Annotated in this window: 14 protein-coding genes; 5 read left to right on the top strand and 9 right to left on the bottom strand. The window is 65.1% G+C overall.

Features of this window, described 5'->3' with window-relative positions:
- Positions 1-130: 130 nt before the first annotated feature.
- From ACI2KK_RS04735 to ACI2KK_RS04710, 6 genes are all read right to left on the bottom strand, one after another.
- Positions 131-958: an ABC transporter permease gene (locus ACI2KK_RS04735; RefSeq protein ID WP_217887485.1), complete on the bottom strand. Its 828-nt coding sequence runs from the start codon at positions 956-958 to the stop codon at positions 131-133.
- An 11-nt stretch (positions 959-969) separates the two neighbouring features.
- Positions 970-2,217 (bottom strand): ABC transporter permease, encoded by a 1,248-nt coding sequence (locus ACI2KK_RS04730; RefSeq protein ID WP_217887484.1) that lies wholly within the window; start codon positions 2,215-2,217, stop codon positions 970-972.
- Positions 2,218-2,428: 211 nt separating this feature from the next.
- Positions 2,429-3,463: an ABC transporter substrate-binding protein gene (locus ACI2KK_RS04725; protein WP_217841505.1), complete on the bottom strand. Its 1,035-nt coding sequence runs from the start codon at positions 3,461-3,463 to the stop codon at positions 2,429-2,431.
- Positions 3,464-3,503: 40 nt separating this feature from the next.
- The gene (locus ACI2KK_RS04720) at positions 3,504-4,616 is read right to left on the bottom strand and encodes an ABC transporter ATP-binding protein (RefSeq protein WP_369989356.1); all 1,113 of its coding nucleotides are present in this window, start codon (positions 4,614-4,616) and stop codon (positions 3,504-3,506) included.
- 304 nt (positions 4,617-4,920) lie between these two features.
- The gene (locus ACI2KK_RS04715; RefSeq protein WP_404668066.1) at positions 4,921-5,550 is read right to left on the bottom strand and encodes a response regulator; all 630 of its coding nucleotides are present in this window, start codon (positions 5,548-5,550) and stop codon (positions 4,921-4,923) included.
- Complete coding sequence (locus ACI2KK_RS04710; protein WP_404668065.1) at positions 5,547-7,949, bottom strand: PAS domain S-box protein; 2,403 nt, start codon at positions 7,947-7,949, stop codon at positions 5,547-5,549. The genes ACI2KK_RS04715 and ACI2KK_RS04710 overlap by 4 nt, the downstream gene beginning before the upstream one ends.
- 95 nt (positions 7,950-8,044) lie before the next feature.
- On the opposite strand from ACI2KK_RS04710, the gene ACI2KK_RS04705 reads away from it, so the two are divergent.
- The gene (locus ACI2KK_RS04705) at positions 8,045-9,043 is read left to right on the top strand and encodes an alpha/beta hydrolase family protein (RefSeq protein WP_404668064.1); all 999 of its coding nucleotides are present in this window, start codon (positions 8,045-8,047) and stop codon (positions 9,041-9,043) included.
- A 190-nt stretch (positions 9,044-9,233) separates the two neighbouring features.
- On the opposite strand, the gene ACI2KK_RS04700 is transcribed toward ACI2KK_RS04705, so the two are convergent.
- The 3 genes from ACI2KK_RS04700 to ACI2KK_RS04690 are packed head-to-tail and all read right to left on the bottom strand — an operon-like array spanning position 9,234 to position 11,684.
- On the bottom strand, positions 9,234-9,995 hold the full coding sequence (locus tag ACI2KK_RS04700; protein ID WP_404668063.1) for a TerB family tellurite resistance protein: 762 nt from the start codon (positions 9,993-9,995) through the stop codon (positions 9,234-9,236).
- Between the two features lies 1 nt (position 9,996).
- On the bottom strand, positions 9,997-10,668 hold the full coding sequence (murU, locus tag ACI2KK_RS04695) for an N-acetylmuramate alpha-1-phosphate uridylyltransferase MurU (RefSeq protein WP_404668062.1): 672 nt from the start codon (positions 10,666-10,668) through the stop codon (positions 9,997-9,999).
- Entirely contained in the window at positions 10,665-11,684 is a 1,020-nt protein-coding gene (locus ACI2KK_RS04690) for an aminoglycoside phosphotransferase family protein (RefSeq protein WP_404668061.1), read from the bottom strand. Before ACI2KK_RS04690 ends, murU begins: the two co-directional genes overlap by 4 nt.
- Before the next feature lie 131 nt (positions 11,685-11,815).
- Between ACI2KK_RS04690 and ACI2KK_RS04685 the strand changes: the two genes are divergently transcribed.
- From ACI2KK_RS04685 to rsmA, 4 genes are read left to right on the top strand one after another with little or no spacing between them, the layout of a single operon-like run.
- Positions 11,816-14,626: an LPS-assembly protein LptD gene (locus ACI2KK_RS04685; protein ID WP_404668060.1), complete on the top strand. Its 2,811-nt coding sequence runs from the start codon at positions 11,816-11,818 to the stop codon at positions 14,624-14,626.
- Positions 14,607-15,926, top strand: coding sequence for a peptidylprolyl isomerase SurA (surA, locus tag ACI2KK_RS04680; RefSeq protein ID WP_404668059.1), 1,320 nt, complete (start codon positions 14,607-14,609; stop codon positions 15,924-15,926). Before ACI2KK_RS04685 ends, surA begins: the two co-directional genes overlap by 20 nt.
- Positions 15,923-16,912, top strand: a complete 990-nt coding sequence (gene pdxA, locus ACI2KK_RS04675; RefSeq protein ID WP_404668058.1) for a 4-hydroxythreonine-4-phosphate dehydrogenase PdxA — start codon at positions 15,923-15,925, stop codon at positions 16,910-16,912. Before surA ends, pdxA begins: the two co-directional genes overlap by 4 nt.
- Entirely contained in the window at positions 16,909-17,709 is an 801-nt protein-coding gene (gene rsmA, locus ACI2KK_RS04670) for a 16S rRNA (adenine(1518)-N(6)/adenine(1519)-N(6))-dimethyltransferase RsmA (protein WP_404668057.1), read from the top strand. The genes pdxA and rsmA overlap by 4 nt, the downstream gene beginning before the upstream one ends.
- Positions 17,710-17,878: the final 169 nt, after the last annotated feature.

The raw sequence follows: 17,878 nt of genomic DNA, 5'->3' as shown, positions 1-17,878 counted from the left end.
GATTGGTATCAAGGGTGTGCGGCAGTGCCCAGAATCTTCATGTTATCTGCTCGGGCCTCATCGCCGGCAAGCCGGCTCCTACAGGGGGTTGCGTGCCCCTGTAGGAGCCGGCTTGCCGGCGATAGGGCCATCAGCCCGGCTGCTGGGTCCGCAGCTTCTCGCTACGCCCGCGCAACCACTCAAGGGTCAGCAACAACACCACCGAAAACGCGATCAGCAAGGTCGCCGCCGCCGCAATGGTCGGGCTCAGGTTCTCGCGAATACCGCTGAACATCTGCCGCGGCAGGGTGGCCTGCTCGGGGCCTGCGAGAAACAGCGTCACCACCACTTCATCGAACGAGGTGGCAAAGGCGAACAACGCCCCCGAGATCACCCCTGGCGCGATCAGCGGCAGGGTCACCCGGCGAAAAGCCAGCAGCGGCGAGGCGCCCAGGCTGGCCGCCGCGCGCACCAGGTTGTAGTTGAAGCCCTGCAGGGTGGCCGACACGGTGATGATGACGAACGGCACACCCAGCACCGCATGCACCAGAATCAACGAGGTGAAGCTGTTGCCCAGCCCCAGCGGGGCGAAGAACAGGTAGCTGGCCACACCGATGATCACCACCGGCACCACCATCGGCGAAATCACCAGCGCCATCACCAGCGACTTGCCGGGGAAGTCGCTGCGAGTCAGGCCGATCGAGGCCAGGGTGCCGAACACCATGGCCAGCACGGTGGCCGCCGGGGCGACGATGATGCTGTTCTTCAGCGCACGCATCCACTCGGCCGAGGCAAAGAAGTCCTGGTACCAGTGCAGCGAAAAGCCCTGCAGCGGGTACACCAGAAAACTCCCGCTGTTGAACGACAGCGGCACGATCACCAGCACCGGCAGCACCAGGAACAGCAGAATCAAACCGCAGAGAATGCGCAGGGTGTAGAACCACACCCGCTCCACAGGCGACATGTAGGGGCTCAGCATGACAAGGCTCCTCAGCTCAGGCGCAGGCGGCTGGCGCCGACCAGCCAGCTATAGATCAGGTACAGCAGCACGGTCGCCAGCAGCAACAGCCCGCCCAGGGCGGTGGCCATGCCCCAGTTGATGCTGGTGTTGGTATAGAAGGCAACGAAATAGCTGACCATCTGGTCGTTGGGGCTGCCCAGCAGCGCCGGGGTGATGTAGTAGCCGATGGCCAGGATGAACACCAGCAGGCAGCCGGCGCCCACACCAGCGTAGGTCTGCGGGAAGTACACCCGCCAGAAGCTGGCGAACGGGTGGCAACCCAGAGAGATCGCCGCGCGCATGTAGCTGGGCGAGATGCCCTTCATCACGCTGTACAGCGGCAGGATCATGAACGGCAGCAGGATGTGCACCATCGAGATGTACACCCCGGTGCGGTTGAACACCAGTTCCAGCGGCTGGTCGATGATGCCCATGGCCATCAGCGCACTGTTGATCAACCCGCCGGACTGCAACAGCACGATCCACGCCGCCACCCGCACCAGGATCGAAGTCCAGAACGGCAGCAGCACCAGAATCATCAGCAGGTTGCTCTGGCGGGTCGGCAGGTTGGCCAGCAGGTACGCCAGCGGGTAGGCCAGCACCAGGCAGATGGCGGTGATCACCACGCCCATCCACAGGGTGCGAGCGAAGATATCCAGGTAGATGGCCTGGTCCGGGGTGGCCTTGGCCAACTCGCCGAGGTCGTCGATGCGGTGGTCGACCGAGGCCAGCAGGTAGAACGAGGTCACCGTGCTGGTGTTGCGGCGGATCGCCTGCCAGTAGGCCGGGTCGCCCCAGCGTTCGTCGAGGCTCTGCAATGCGTCTTTATAAGAAGCAGGCTCGGCCTTGAACGGCAGCGCCCGCGCAGTCTTGGCCAGCAGGCTGCGGTAGCCGGCCAGCTCCATGTTCAGGCGCTTGGACAAATCGCCCAGGGTCTGGTTCTTGCGCGATTCGGCCAGGTCCTGGCTCAGGGCCTTGTAGACCTCCTCGCCGGGCAGGCTCTTGCCATCCCACTGCGCCACCGCCTCGACGGTGCGCGGCAGGCCGGCGACCACCTCGGGGTTGCCGACGCTCTTGTACAACAGCGCCGCAATCGGCACCAGGAACACCAGCAACAGGAACAGCGCCAGCGGCGCGATCAACGCCTGGGCCTTCCAGCGGTTGACCCGCTCGGCATGCTTGAGGCGCTGTTTCAGGCTTGGGCCTGCGCCTTCTTGGGTTGGCACTGCAATGGCCATGGCGAACTCCGGGGAAATCAGGGAAACATTGAGGGCACTCAAGAACAGCGGTGACCTCAGGCTTGACGCGCTTACTGTAGGAGCGGCCTTGTGTCGCGAAAGGGCCGCAAAGCGGCCCCAGGATCTCAGCCGTGATGCACAAGGTGCCGGGGCTGCTTTGCAGCCCTTTCGCGACACAAGGCCGCTCCTACAGGCCTCAGGGATTGCGCCCCTACTTCTTCGCCGCCCAGGCGTTGAAGCGTTGCTCCAGCTGTTCGCTGTTGTCGGCCCAGAAGGCCACGTCGATCTGCACCTGGTTGGCGATGTTCTCAGGCGTGGTCGGCATGTCCTTCTTCACCGCGTCCGCCAGCAGCGGCACTGCCTTGGAGTTGGCCGGGCCGTAGGCGATGTTCTCGGAGTAGGTCTTCTGCTGCTCGGGCTGCACGGTGTAGGCGATGAACTTCTTCGCCTCGTCGGCATTCTTGGCGCCTTTCGGGATGGCCCAGGCGTCGAAGTCGTAGATACCGCCGTTCCACACCACCTTGAGGTTGCTCTCTTTCTGCACCGCGGCGATGCGCCCGTTGTAGGCCGAGCTCATGACCACGTCACCCGAGGCCAGGTATTGCGGCGGCTGGGCGCCGGCTTCCCACCACTGGATGCTCGGCTTGAGCTGATCGAGTTTCTTGAAGGCGCGGTCCTGGCCCTCTTTGGTGCCCAGCACCTGGTACACGTCCTTCGGCGCCACGCCGTCGGCCATCAGGGCGAACTCCAGGGTGTACTTGGCGCCCTTGCGCAGGCCGCGCTTGCCCGGGAATTTCTGGGTATCCCAGAAATCGGCCCAACTGGTCGGTGCGGTCTTGAGTTTGTCGGCGTTGTAGGCCAGCACCGTGGACCACACGAAGAAGCCCACGCCGCACGGCTGGATAGCGCCCTTGACGTAGTCCGACTCGTTGCCGAACAGCGCAGGGTCAAGTTCTTCGAACATGCCCTCGTCGCAACCGCGGGCCAGCTCCGGCGACTCCACTTCCACCAGGTTCCAGGACACGCTGTTGGTGTCGACCATGGCCTTGACCTTGGCCATTTCACCATTGTACTCACCGGCGACGATCTTGCCCTTGCCGGCCTTCTCCCATGGCTCGTAGAACGCTTTCACCTGGGCCGCCTTGTTGGCGCCACCGAACGACACCACGGTGAGGTCGGCGGCCAGGGCCTGCCCGGCGACGCACAGGCCGAGGGCCAGGGCGGTCAGTTTCAACTGCTTGCGCATTATTATTCTCTCCACAGTACAGGGTTGGTGAAGCATTCCTTCAATGGGCTTCGGCGATCGGATCGAGCGCGCGGGCGTGCTCCACCTCCCAGCCCAGCGGTACCACATCGCCCACGGCCAGGGCCGGGTCGAGCTCGGCAATCGGCTGTTTCACGAAAAAATCAGCCTTGCCGCAGACTTCCAGGCGCACCCGCACGTGGTCGCCCAGGTAGATGAACTCGGCCACCCGGCCAGAGAAGCGGTTTGCGCAGTTTTCGCTGTGGCCGTTCAGGCGCACCCGCTCGGGGCGGATCGACAGGGTCACCGGCTCGCCGGCCTGGCCGACGTTCACCGCCAGCGCTTCGACACGTTCGCCACGGCCCAGCTGCACCTGGCAGCGCTTGCCGTCGCTGGCCAGCAGGGTGCCGTTGATGCGGTTGTTCTCGCCGATGAAGTTGGCGACGAAGGTGTTGCAGGGTTCTTCGTAGAGGGTGCGCGGGTCGGCGATCTGCTGGATCTCGCCCTGGTGGAACACCGCCACCCGGTCAGACATGGTCAGCGCCTCGCCCTGATCGTGGGTCACGTACACCACGGTCACGCCCAGGCGCTGGTGGATGTGCTTGATCTCCATCTGCATGTGTTCGCGCAGTTGTTTGTCCAGCGCCCCCAGCGGTTCGTCCATCAGCACCAGCTGCGGCTCGAACACCAGCGCCCGGGCCAGGGCCACGCGCTGCTGCTGGCCGCCGGACAGCTGGCCGGGGTAGCGCTTGGCGAAGGCATCCAGCTGGACCATGTTGAGCACGCGCTTGACCCGCTCGCTGATGTCGGTCTTGCTCAGGTTGCGCACGCTCAAGGGGAAGGCCAGGTTTTCGGCCACGGTCATGTGCGGGAACAGCGCGTAGTTCTGGAACACCATGCCGATGTCGCGCTTGTGCGGCGGCACGTTGTTGATCGAGCGCCCGGCCAGCTGGATCTCGCCGGCGGTGGGGGTCTCGAAGCCTGCCAGCATCATCAGGCTGGTGGTCTTGCCCGAGCCGGAAGGGCCGAGCAGGGTGAGGAACTCGCCCTTGCGAATGTCCAGGTTGAGGTCTTTGACGATCAGCGATTCGCCGTCGTAGCTCTTCTGCACACCACGGAAGCTGACCAGCGTCTCGTTCGAATTCGCCTCGCTCATGCCCTGCACCTTCTTGTTGGAATGACTGCGTAGGCAACAGCGTAGAAGAGCGGCAAGGGTGCGGAAATCGGCGGTGCTGAGAGAATGCCATCGTCCGGGTGGAAGAGTTGGTGTAGGGATTGCCCTACACGGATGGCGTGATTGGAATGCCAGTCAGGGGCCACGCAGGGCCTGTGGGAGCGGGTTTACCCGCGAAGAGGCCGGTGCAGCCACCGAGATCAGCAGGTCGGGCCCATTCGCGGGTAAACCCGCTCCCACAGGGTCTCCTGCCAGGCCAACAATCTGCCTGTCGCAACCAGAACACTCACACCAGCTTGTGCTCCATGGCGTACTTCACCAGTTCCGCCAGCGAGTTCACCTTGAGCTTCTGCATCAGCCGCGCCTTGTGGGTGCTGATGGTCTTGTTCGACAGCGCCAGCTGCAGGGCGATGTCGTTGACGTTGGCACCTTGGGCCAGACGCTCGAACACCGAGAACTCGCGCTCGGACAACAACGTATGCAACGGCCGGGTCTCGGTCAGGCCCACCTCGAACACCATGCGGTCGGCCAGGGCCGGGTCGATGTAGCGCCCTCCCCCCGCCACCCGGCGGATGGCGGTCAGCAGCAGCGCCGGGTCGCTGTCCTTGGTGGCATAGCCCGCCGCCCCGGCCTTCAGCGCCCGCGCCGCCATCTGCGCCTCGTCGTGCATCGACAGCATCAGGATTGCCGGCGGGTTGTTCAGCGCGCGGATGCGCGGGATCGCCTCCAGGCCATTGACCCCGGGCATCGAGATATCCAGCAACACCACCTCGCAGGGCGTATGCCGCAGGGTGTCCAGCAACTGCTCGCCATTACCCGCCTCGCCGGCCACCTGCATGTCCTTGGCCAGGCCGATCAACTGCTTGATGCCCTCACGGACGATGGTGTGGTCTTCGGCCACCAGCACTCGAATCACGACTGTTTCTCCTGCATCAATGGAATCGCCACGCTCAGGCTGGTGCCCTCGCCCGGCTCGCTGTCCAGGGTCATGCTGCCGCCCAGCATCAATACCCGCTCCCGTACCCCCACCAGGCCAAACGATGCGGGCCTTGCGGCATCGATGGCAAAACCTGCGCCGTCGTCGATCACCGTCAGGCGCAGTTGCTGGCCCTCGCGCACCAGTTCGATCTGCACGGTATGCGCCTGGGCGTGGCGCATCACGTTGGTCAGCGCCTCCTGCAAAATGCGGAACAGCCCGGTGGCCTTGGCATCGCTCAAGGGTGGCAGATTATCCGGCACCTGTACCAGGCACGGGATCTGCGTGCGCGCCTCGAAGCGCCGGGCTTGCCATTCGATGGCCGAGGCAATGCCGGCATCCAGAATCGGCGGGCGCAACGCCGTGGCCACATCGCGCACCAGCTGGAACAGCTGGGCAATCAGGCGCTTCATGCTGGCCAGGCGCTCGTTCAGCCCGCTATCCAACTCGGCGTAGGCCAGCTCGCACATCGACACCTCGAGCTTGAGCACGGTGAGCATCTGCCCCAGCTCATCGTGCACTTCGCGGGCGATGCGTGCCTTTTCTTCTTCTCGCACGCTCTCCAGGTGTGCCGACAGCTCGCGCAACTGCTCTTGCGAGCCAGCCAGGGCCAGTTCGGCCTGCTTGCCCTGGGTGATGTCCCACACCACTCCGTCCCACACCACCCTGCCATCGCCCAGGTGGCGGGTGGTGGCCTTGATGTCGGCCCAGCGCTGCTCACCCTCGCGGGTAAGGATGCGACCCTGCCACGACCAGTCCTGGTCACCCGCCAGGGCGATGTCCTGTACCCGGTGGTAATCGGCACGGTCCTCGGGGTGCACCAGGTTGCGCAGGCCCATGTCCGGGTGCTGGATCGCCGCCGGGGTATAACCCACCAACGCCTCGCTGCCCTCGCTGATGTAGGGGAATTCCAGCTCGCCCTCGGCCGCGTCACGCTCCAGGCGGAACACCAGCCCCGGCACGTTGCCGGCGATGCCCTTGAGCCGCGCCTCGCTCTCGCGCAGCGCGGCCAGGGCACGGCGGCGCTCGGTGACGTCGGTGACGAACACCACCAGGTACTCGGCGTCGCGAAAGCGCAAGAACGACAGCGACAGGTCCACCGGCAGCAGCTCGCCGCTGGCGCTGCGCACCTGGCTTTCGAACTGCAGGTCGCCGCCCTCGCCCGAGCGGGCGCGCTTCCACAGCTCCAGCCAGCGGTCCATGCTCAGGTTCGGCTCGATGTCGATCAGCGGCCGGTCGAGCAAGACGCCCTCGGCGAACCCGAGCATGCGCTCGGCGGCGTGGTTGGCGTAGCGGATATGGCTGTCCCAGTTGACCCACAGAATACCCACGGTGCTCTGGTCGATGGAGAACTGGCTCAGGCGCAGCGCCTCTTCGCGGGTCTGCCGTTCGGCCAGGCTCTCGCGCGCCGCCAGCAAGCCGCGCTCCAGCCCGCGCTGCTGGCGGCGCTGCCACACCAGGGTGGCCATGGCGCAGAGCAACAGCAGGCCGAACAGCAGCGCCAGGTTCTGCCAGAACCCGGCCGACTCGGAAAACCGCGGGTATTTGGGTTGCAGCCAACGCTGGTGCATCTGTTCCAGCTGCTTGGCCGGCAGCGCCTGCAAACCGCGTTCGAGCACATCGGCCAGCAGCGGCCAGTCGCGGCGCGACCCCACCCGCAGCAACTGCGGCAGGCCGATATCGCCGACCACCGCCAGGTCAGCGAATTCGTTCTCGCGGGACAACCGACTGAGCTGCGCCTCGTCCACCACGGCAAAGCCGGCCTGCCCGCCCAGCACCAGTTGCAGCGCCTCGCGCTCGTTGGGTACACCCTGCAGGTTGAGGTTGCCATAGTTGCCGCGCAGGTAGTCGGCCAGGCGCGACGGCATGCGCACCGCCACCCGGTCGTTGGCGCCGAGCTTTTCCAGCTCCACCGCCACCGCGCCGCTGCGCATGCCCACCACCAGCTGCGGCACGCGCATGTAGGGGTCGCTGAACAACCAGTTACGCAGGCTGGCCGGGGTCTGGGTCAGGCCCGGGGCGAAATCGATCTCGCCGGCCAGCAAGGCATGCTCCAGCGCCGCCTCGTCGTTGAAGCCGCGCCAGGTCAGGTCGAGCTTGAGGTTTTGCGCCAGGGCGTTGACCAGTTCGACGTTGGCCCCGTAGAACTGCTGCAGGCGCCGGTCGAACTGAGCGTAGGGTGCTTGCAGCACCAGCCCCACGCGCAAGTTGCGATGCGCATCCAGCCACTGCTGCTGCGCAGGCTCCAGCACCACCGCCACCGGCATGGCCGGCCCGGCCAGAGCGATCAAGGGCAGACACAACCAGCCGATAACCCACAGGCAACGCACTCGCTTCATCTATACCCTCGTCTTGGTAAGGATGGCCGCACAACATGGCCGTCGCGGACAAATACTATTAGGCTGCCGGTATCTCTATGGCCCTGGACCGATCCATGTTCACACTTTATCGCACGAAGCTGGCAATGATCTGCCTCGCCTCGCTCCTGCCGCTGGCCGCCCAGGCAGCCGACGCCGAAAAAACCGAGCCTGCGGCCGAAGCCGCCGCCCCGGCCCCACGTGCGCCGCTGGCCGAACGCAGTGCCGACGATGCCCTGGCGCTCGAGCGCCGGGTACCCAAGGCCGAACAACAGATGCTGCAAGCCGATGGCGAAAGCTTCCTGGCGCTGTGGAAACCGGCCAACGACAGCGACCCCAAGGGCGCGGTCATCATCGTGCCGGGGGCTGGCGAGAACGCCGACTGGCCGAACACCGTCGGGCCGCTGCGCCGCGGCTTTCCCGATGTCGGCTGGCACACCCTGAGCGTCAGCCTGCCGGACCTGCTGGCCGAGCGCCCGCAGGCGCGGGTCGAAGCCAAGCCTGCCGCAGAGCCGGCGGCGCCCAAGGGTGAATCGGCCCCGGCCAAGGATACCCCGGCCGATGCCAACGCCAACGTCGCCCAGGCCACCGCCCCCGAGGCCGACACTGCCGAAAGCACCGACGCGGTCGAAGCCGACGAACACAACGACGAAAGCGACGCCGAACGCATCTTCGCCCGCCTGGATGCCGCCGTGGCCTATGCCCAGCAGCAAAAGGCGCGCAGCATCGTGCTGCTGGGCAATGGTAGCGGTGCCTACTGGGCGGCGCGCTATCTGAGCGAAAAGCAGCCACCGCAAGTGCAAAAGCTGGTGATGGTGGCCGCGCAAACCCCGGCCCGGGTCGAGCATGACCTGCTGAGCCTGACCCCGACCCTGAAAGTGCCGGCTGCCGACATCTATTACGCCACCCGCACCCAGGACCGCCTGGCGGCGCAAGCGCGCCTGCAAGCCAGCAAGCGGCAGAAGGACAGCCAGTACCGCCAGCTGTCGCTGATCGCCATGCCGGGAAACAAGGCTGCCGAGCAGGAGCAGCTGTTGCGCCGGGTGCGCGGCTGGTTGACGCCACAGGAAGAGTAAAAACCTAAGACCTGCACTGAACCCTGTAGGAGCCGGCTTGCCGGCGATGAGGCCCGGGCCGGCAGCACAAGGCAGATGCCCCCACGCGCCACTTAGCACCACTTGATAAGAGCAAATGCCCGGCGCTGGCTGTGCCGGCCTCATCGCCGGCAAGCCGGCTCCTACAGGTAGCGCGCAGGGTTCAAGCGGTTCAGAAGCCCCGGCGCTTGCGGATCATGGCATAGGCCTGGTGCAGGTCGCGGGTCAGCTCGGTTGCCTCGCGCACCTGCGCTTCGCTGGCGCCGTTGCCCACCAGCTTGTCCGGGTGATGACGGCTGACCAGCCGGCGATAGGCCTGCTTGACCTGGTCGCTCGCGGTATCCGGCTCCACCCCCAGCAGGCGCAGCGCAGCGGCATAGGTCATGCTGCCCTCGACCGACGCCTTGCGCGGCTCGTACTCCAGCGACAGCGCGTGCACCTGGTTGCGGCTCAGCCCCAGCAGCTCGCCCCAGCCCATCAACAGGTCACGCTCATGGCGCCCGGCCTTGCCGTCGGCCCAGACCATACGCCAGCAGGCACGCAAGGTGCCCTCGGCAGCATGCGGCTGCAGGCGGATCCGCCGCAGGTGCGTCTTGAGCCGGTCCTTGCCGGCCTTGCCACGGTTGAAGGCGGCAATCGCCCGCAGGCGCGCCGGTTCAGTCAGGTCAAGGCGGGTCATCTCCTGGCGTGCCTGCTGGATATGCCCCTCCAGCACCCGGCCATCGCTCTTGGCCAGGCGCCCCAGCAGCACGAACAGCAACTCGTCGTCACGCAGCGCCGGGCGCCCGCCCAGGCGCTCGCGCATATCATCCCACCCTTGCAGGCGCAGGCGCCGATCCATGGCCTGGCCCAGCAACGCGCCGAGCAAAGCCCCGGGGATGCTGGCCACGGCGAACCCGGCCCCGGCACCGATCAATGTGCTCGGCCACCACATCTCAGGCGCGCCCGTTAATCAGGCGTTCGACATCCGCCAGGCGCTCGAGGGTGCCGACATCGACCCACAGGCCGCTATGGCGCTCGCCGCTCACCCGGCCTTCGGCCATCGCCTGGCGCAGCAACGGCGCCAGCTTGAAGGCGCCAGGCTGGCAGCCTTCGAACAATGCCGGGTGCAGTACCGAGATACCGCTGAAGGTCAGGGTGCCGGGGGCGTCATCACCGTCCACCACCCGCCCGTCCAGCAGGCGGAAGTCACCCCGGCCGTGGTGGCCGGGGTTGTCCACCAGCACCAGGTGCGCCAGACCGCCGAGCGGAGCACGCAGCCCGGCAAAGTCGTAGTCGGTCCAGATGTCGCCGTTGACCAGCAGGAACGGCTCATCACCCAGCAGCGGCAGCGCCTTGAAGATGCCGCCGCCGGTCTCCAGCGGCTCGCCTTCGGGCGAGTAGCGGATGCTCAGGCCGAAGCGCTGGCCGTCGCCCAGGTGGGCCTCGATCTGCTCGCCTAGCCAGGCGTGGTTGATCACCACCTCGGTGAAACCGGCACGGGCCAGCGCCTCCAGGTGGTATTCGATCAGTGGCTTGCCGGCGGCTTGCACCAGCGGCTTGGGGGTATGCAGGGTGAGCGGGCGCATGCGCTCGCCCTTGCCTGCCGCCAGAATCATCGCCTTCATCGGCGCGCCCCGGCTTGCAGTTCGGCAATCAGCTGGCCCAGCTCGGCCAGTTCCGGCCGGCGGCCGATCACTTCTTCTATATAAGAGAAGAACCGCGGTACATCGGCCAGGTAGCGCGGCTTGCCATCGCGGTGGCAGATACGGGCAAAGATGCCGATCACCTTCAGGTGGCGCTGCACGCCCATCAGGTCACTGGCACGCTGGAAGGCCTCGAAGTCGGCCTGCACCGGGATGCCGGCGGCCTGAGCCTTGTGCCAGTAGTCACGCAGCCAGCCCTCGACCCGCGCCTGTGGCCAACTGACGAACGCGTCCTTGAACAGGCAGGTGATGTCGTAGGTGACCGGGCCGTAGACCGCATCCTGGAAGTCCAACACGCCGGGGTTGGGCGTGCTCTGCATCAGGTTGCGCGGCATGTAGTCGCGGTGCACCAGCACTTTGGACTGGGCCAGGGCGCTGTCGATCAGCAACTGGCTGACTCGCTGCCAGGTGTCTTTCTGCTTGTCGTTGAGTTGCAGGCCCAGCTCACGGCCCACGTACCACTCCGGGAACAGCTCGACTTCGCGGCGCAGCAGGGCATCGTCATAGCTAGGCAGCACGGCGTCCATCGGCAGGCGCTGCAGCTTCAGCAGCGCATCGATGGCATCGGCGAACAAGCCGTCGGCGTTGTCGGCAGTAATGATGTCCAGATAAGTCTGGCGACCCAGGTCGCCCAGCAACAGAAAGCCGCGCTCAAGGTCCTGGGCGAGCACCTGCGGCACGTGTACAGCGGCACTGGCCAGCAAATGGTCGATGGCGACGAACGGGGCGCAGTTCTCCTGCGGCGGCGGCGCATCCATGATCACGAAGCTGTGGCCGGCGCCCTCCCAGCGGAAGTAACGGCGGAAACTGGCATCGCTGCTGGCCGCGGTCAGCGTGCCCTCGGGCACCTCACCCCAACCGTTGTTGCGGAACAGGTTGGCCAACTGCTCATCCAGCCAGGCAGTCAGTTGTTGCAGGCGTACATCTTGGTCGAGCATTACAAGGGTCTCCGACGGCCCTAGCCGTCAAGCGGGTCATGCTTTATTATCCAGCATCTTTTTCAGACCATCGAGAGGCGTGCGGCCCCCACACGCGGGCAGATGGCACGCAGGAAGCCCGGACTAATAAGATGGCATTGAAATCCCCCGCGTTTCGTAGAAAGTTTCCGTTGCTGGTGACTGGCAGTCTGCTGGCATTGCAGCCTCTGGCCTCGTCGTATGTGATGGCAGCCGAGCAGTTCGACTGCCAAGTGTCCGCCGCCGGTGGCTGGGACTGCAAGCCCAAGACCACCAACAACCTGCCGCCACGCCCAGTGCACCCAGGTGCAGCCGCTGCCAGCGCCGATGCGCCGGTGGCCGCTGGCGAGGTCGCCGAAGCCCAGGCCGACAAGCCTGTGCAGGTCACCGAGAGCAAGGGCCGTGGCCTGAAGTCGCGCAGCGAAGACTACAGCCACCTCGACTGGGTCCCGCGTGACAAGCTCACCCCTGCGCAACTGGCCGAAACCGGCCCGTACTGCGGTGGCGCCTACATCGAGCCTATCCGCCCGGGCATGAACGACTCCACGCCCAAGGACGAGTCGCCGACCTACATCAACGCCAAGGTGTCCAAGTACCAGCAAGAGCAGCAAATTGCCACGCTCGCCGGTAACGTGGTCATGCGCCAGGGCAGCATGCAGGCCGAAGCTGACGAGGCCAACCTGTACCAGACCGAAAACCGCGGCGAGCTCAAGGGCAACGTCAAGATCCGCGACAACGGTACGTTGGTAGTCGGCGACGAAGCGCAGATCCAGCTCGATACCGGCGAAGCCCGGGTCGACAACGCCGAATACGTGATGCACAAGTCGCACATCCGCGGCAACGCGCTGTACGCCAAGCGCGCCGAGAACGCCATCATCCGCCTCAAGGACGGTACCTATACCACCTGTGAGCCGGGCAGCAACGCATGGCAGCTCAAGGGCAACAACATCACCCTGAACCCGGCCACCGGTTTCGGTACCGCGACCAACGTCACCCTGCGGGTCAAGGATATTCCGGTGCTGTACACGCCGTATATCTACTTCCCGATCGACGACCGTCGCCAGTCCGGCTTCCTGCCGCCGTCGTTCAGCACCGGCGGCGACTCCGGCTTCATGCTGGTCACGCCCTATTACTTCAACCTGGCGCCTAACTACGACGCCACGTTGTACCCGCGCTACATGAGCAAGCGCGGCCTGCTGATGGAAGGTGAGTTCCGCTACCTGACCAAGTCCAGCGAAGGCCAGTTCGGCGGTGCGTTCCTCAACGACGCGAACGATGACCGCAAGGACCAGACCGACTACCAGAAAGATCGCTGGATGATCAACTGGCAGCACAAGGGTGGCCTGGACGAGCGCTTGATGACCGAGGTGAACTACACCGACATCAGCGACCCGTTCTACTTCCAAGACCTCGAATCCGACCAGATCGGCGTCGAGAGCAAGGATGTAGTCGACCAGCAAGGCGCACTCACCTACCGTGGCGACAGCTACACCGCCCGCCTGAACGTGCATGCCTACGAAATGGCCACGCTGTCGCAGGTCACGCCGTACGATCGCCTGCCTCAAGTCACCTTGAACGGCATGCTGCCGTTCCATCCGAGCGGCTTCGACCTGAGCTACGAATCCGAAGCGGTGCGCTTCGAACGTGACCTCAAGCACGGCCCGGTGTTCAACGAGGACGGCGAGTTGGACACCACTGCCGGCCTCGACGGCCGCCGCCTGGACCAGAACATCGCCGGCATCGCCCGGGCCAACGGCACGCGCCTGAAATTCGCACCGGCCATCAGCCTGCCGATGGAAGCCGGCTACGGCTACGTCACACCGAAGCTCAAATACGTCTACACCAACTACAACCTCGACCTGGACAGCCAAGGTCGGGCTGAGGCGGTGACCCTGGCGTCGAAACCCGGCTACGGCAGCTACAGCAGCTCGATCAACCGCGACATCCCGGTCTTCAGTGTGGACAGCGGCCTGTACTTTGATCGCAACACCCAGTTGTTCGGCCAAGAGTACCGCCAGACCCTCGAACCGCGCCTGTTCTACCTCTACGTCCCGAACAAGGACCAATCGGACATCCCGCTGTTCGACACCGGCGAGAGCCTGTTCAACTACAGCTCGCTGTTCCGTGACAACCGCTTCTCCGGCACCGACCGCATCGGTGACGAGAACAAGCTGTCGCTGGGCGTGACCAGCCGCTGGGTCGAGCCGAACGGCTTCCAGCGTCAGCGTTTCAGCATTGGCCAGGCCTACTACTTCGAAGACCGCAAGGTCCAGCTGCCGGGCATCGACTACCGCACCCGCAAGGACAGCCAGTCCAGCACGTCACCTTATGCGCTGGAGTACGAATACGCCTTCAACCGCGACTGGCGCTTCAATTCGGACTTCAACTGGGACCCGGACAGCAGCAGCACCCGTTCGGCCAGTGCCATGTTCCACTACCAGCCTGAGGACAATCCGAACAAGATCGTCAACCTCGGCTACCGCTACCGCAACGACACCATCAACTACGACTCGATTACCGGTACGTGGAAAGTGGGTGGTGGCGACTACGGCACCCCGGGTGACGCGAACTACATCAAGGATTACTACAAGATCCAGCAGCATGACTTCTCGGTCATCTGGCCGATCGTTCCCCAGTGGAACGCCATCGCGCGCTGGCAGCACGACTACAACCGCAACCGCACACTGGAAGCCTTCGGTGGCTTCGAGTACGACAGCTGCTGCTGGAAACTGCGTCTGATCAACCGTTACTGGGTCGACTACGACGACTTCAGCCAGGCCACCCCGGCAAACGAGAAGGGCGACCATGGCGTCTTCCTGCAAATCGTGCTCAAGGGCCTCGGCGGCGTCATGGGCAACAAGGTCGAGTCGTTCCTGGACCAAGGCATTCAAGGTTATCGTACACGTGAAGACCAAGCTTATTGATCGACTGCGCCCGGTGTTGCTGGGCGCTGTATTGCTGAGCGGCGCGGTGCATGCCGCCCCGCAACCCCTTGACCGCGTAGTGGCCATCGTCGACAACGACGTGGTCATGCAAAGCCAGTTGGACCAGCGCGTGCGCGAAGTGCAGCAGACCATCGCCAAGCGCGGTGGTGGCGTGCCGCCCTCCGGCGCCCTGGAACAGCAGGTGCTGGAGCGCCTGATCGTCGAGAACCTGCAGTTGCAGATCGGCGAACGTTCCGGCATTCGCATCACCGACGAAGAGCTGAACCAGGCCATCGGCACCATTGCCCAGCGCAATGGCATGTCGCTGGAGCAGTTCCGTGCAGCCCTGGCCCACGACGGCCTGTCGTTCGACGACGCTCGCGAGCAGGTCAAGCGCGAGATGATCATCAGCCGCGTGCGTCAGCGCCGCGTGGCCGAGCGCATCCAGGTGTCCGAGCAGGAAGTGAAGAACTTCCTCAACTCGGACATGGGCAAGATGCAGATGTCGGAAGAGTACCGCCTCGCCAACATCCTCATCCCCACCCCGGAAGCCGCCAACTCAGAAGACATTCAAAAAGCGGCGCGCAAGGTCGGTGACGTCTACCAGCAACTGCGCCAAGGCGCCGACTTCGGCCAGCTGGCAATCGCCAACTCGGCCAGTGAAAACGCCCTGGAAGGCGGCGAGATGGGCTGGCGCAAAGCCGGCCAGCTGCCACCTGACTTCGCCAAGATGCTCAGCAGCATGGCCATCGGCGACATCACCCAGCCGATCCGCATCCCCAACGGCTTCATCATCCTCAAGCTGGAAGAGAAGCGTGGCGGTAGCGAAAGCGTGCTGCGTGACGAAGTGCATGTGCGCCACATCCTGATCAAGCCAAGCGAGATCCGCAACGAAGCGGCCACCAAGCAATTGGCCGAGCGTATCTACGAGCGCATCGAGAACGGCGAAGACTTCGCAGAACTTGCGAAGAGCTTCTCGGAAGACCCGGGCTCGGCACTCAACGGTGGCGACCTCAACTGGGTCGACCCGAACAGCCTGGTGCCGGAGTTCCGCGAGCAGATGGCCAATGCCCAGCAAGGCGTCGTGACCAAGCCGTTCCAGACCCAATACGGCTGGCACGTACTGGAAGTGCTGGGCCGCCGCGCCACCGACAGCACCGAGCAGGCCCGTGAACAGCAGGCCATGAGCGTGTTGCGCAACCGCAAGTACGACGAAGAGCTGCAGACCTGGCTGCGCCAGATCCGCGACGAAGCCTACGTTGAAATCAAGCTGCCTGGCGCTGACCAGGCCGCCCAGTGAAGCCCCTGCGCTTCGCCGTTACACCCGGCGAACCGGCCGGCATAGGCCCCGACCTGTGCCTGCTGCTCGCCGCCGAGGCCCAGCCCCACCCCCTGATCGCCATCACCAGCCGTGACCTGCTCGCCGAGCGGGCCACGCAGCTGGGGCTGGCCGTCAGCCTGCTACCGGTTGCCCCCGGCCAGTTCCCCGACCAGCCCGCGCCTGCGGGCAGCCTGTATGTATGGGACACTGCCCTGGCCAAACCGGTTACGGCCGGCCAGCTGGACAAGGCCAATGCCGCGTTCGTCCTCGAAACCCTCACCCGCGCCGGCAACGGCTGCCTGAACGGCGATTTCGCCGGGATGATCACAGCGCCAGTGCACAAGGGCGTGATCAACGAGAGCGGTATTGCCTTCTCCGGGCATACCGAATTCCTCGCCGACCTCACCCACACCCGGCAGGTGGTAATGATGCTGGCCACCCATGGCCTGCGCGTGGCCCTGGTCACCACTCACCTGCCCCTGCGCGATATCGCCGACGCCATCACCCCTGAGCGCCTGGAACGGGTCACCCGCATCCTGCACGCAGACATGCGCGACAAGTTCGGTATCGCCAACCCACGCATCCTGGTCTGCGGGCTCAACCCCCACGCCGGAGAAGGCGGCCACCTGGGCCGCGAAGAAATCGACATCATCGAGCCTGCGCTTGAGCGCCTGCGCGCCGAAGGCATGGACCTGCGCGGCCCGCTGCCGGCCGATACCCTGTTTACCCCCAAATATCTGGAGCACTGCGACGCAGTGCTGGCGATGTACCACGACCAGGGCCTGCCGGTACTCAAGTACAAAGGCTTCGGCGCTGCAGTCAACGTGACGCTGGGCCTGCCGATCATCCGCACCTCGGTCGACCACGGCACCGCCCTGGACCTGGCCGGCAGCGGCAAGGTCGATACCGGCAGCCTGCGCGTCGCCCTGCACACCGCCTACCAGATGGCCGAGAACCGACCATGAACGAGCAATACCAACACCGGGCGCGCAAGCGCTTCGGCCAGAACTTCCTGCACGACGCAGGGATCATCGACCGCATTCTGCGGGCGATCAACGCCAAGGCCGGCGAACACCTGCTGGAAATCGGCCCGGGCCAGGGCGCCCTGACCGAGGGCCTGCTGGGCAGCGGCGCACAGCTGGACGTGGTAGAGCTGGACAAGGACCTGGTGCCGATCCTGCAACACAAGTTCGCCGGCCGTGACAACTTCCGCCTGCACCAGGGCGATGCGCTGAAGTTCGACTTCAACCAGTTGGGTGTGCCCGAGCGCAGCCTCAAGGTGGTCGGCAACCTGCCCTACAACATCTCCACCCCGCTGATCTTCCACCTGCTCAATCACGCCCACCTGATTCGCGACATGCACTTCATGCTGCAAAAGGAAGTGGTCGAGCGCATGGCCGCAGGCCCTGGCGGCGGCGACTGGGGCCGGCTGTCGATCATGGTGCAGTACCACTGCCGCGTGGAGCACCTGTTCAACGTCGGCCCTGGTGCCTTCAACCCGCCACCGAAGGTCGACTCGGCCATCGTGCGCCTGGTGCCCCACGAGGTGCTGCCGCACCCGGCCAAAAGCCCGAAACTGCTGGAACACGTGGTCCGCGAAGCTTTCAACCAGCGCCGCAAAACCCTGCGCAACACGCTCAAGGGCGTGCTCGACAGCCAGGCCATCGAAGCCGCCGGCGTCGATGGCAGCCTGCGCCCCGAGCAGCTCGACCTGGCCGCCTTCGTGCGCCTGGCCGACAAGCTGGCCGAACAGCAGCAGTAAAAGCCATCGCCGGCAAGCCGGCTCCTACAGGAATTATGCGATACCTGTGGGAGCGGGCTTGCCCCGCGAAGAGGCCGGCACTGACGACACTCATCTCCCTCCCCCTACACCGCTGGCCCTCCCCCCTCCCAATGGCCTAGACTGCGTTATTGCGTCAGTTCCCCAAGGC

Source organism: Pseudomonas sp. NPDC089406, from assembly GCF_044900265.1.
GTDB lineage: Bacteria > Pseudomonadota > Gammaproteobacteria > Pseudomonadales > Pseudomonadaceae > Aquipseudomonas > Aquipseudomonas fakonensis.
The sequence above is the reverse complement of the archived record's forward strand: the minus strand, read 5'-3'. Positions and strand labels throughout refer to the sequence as shown.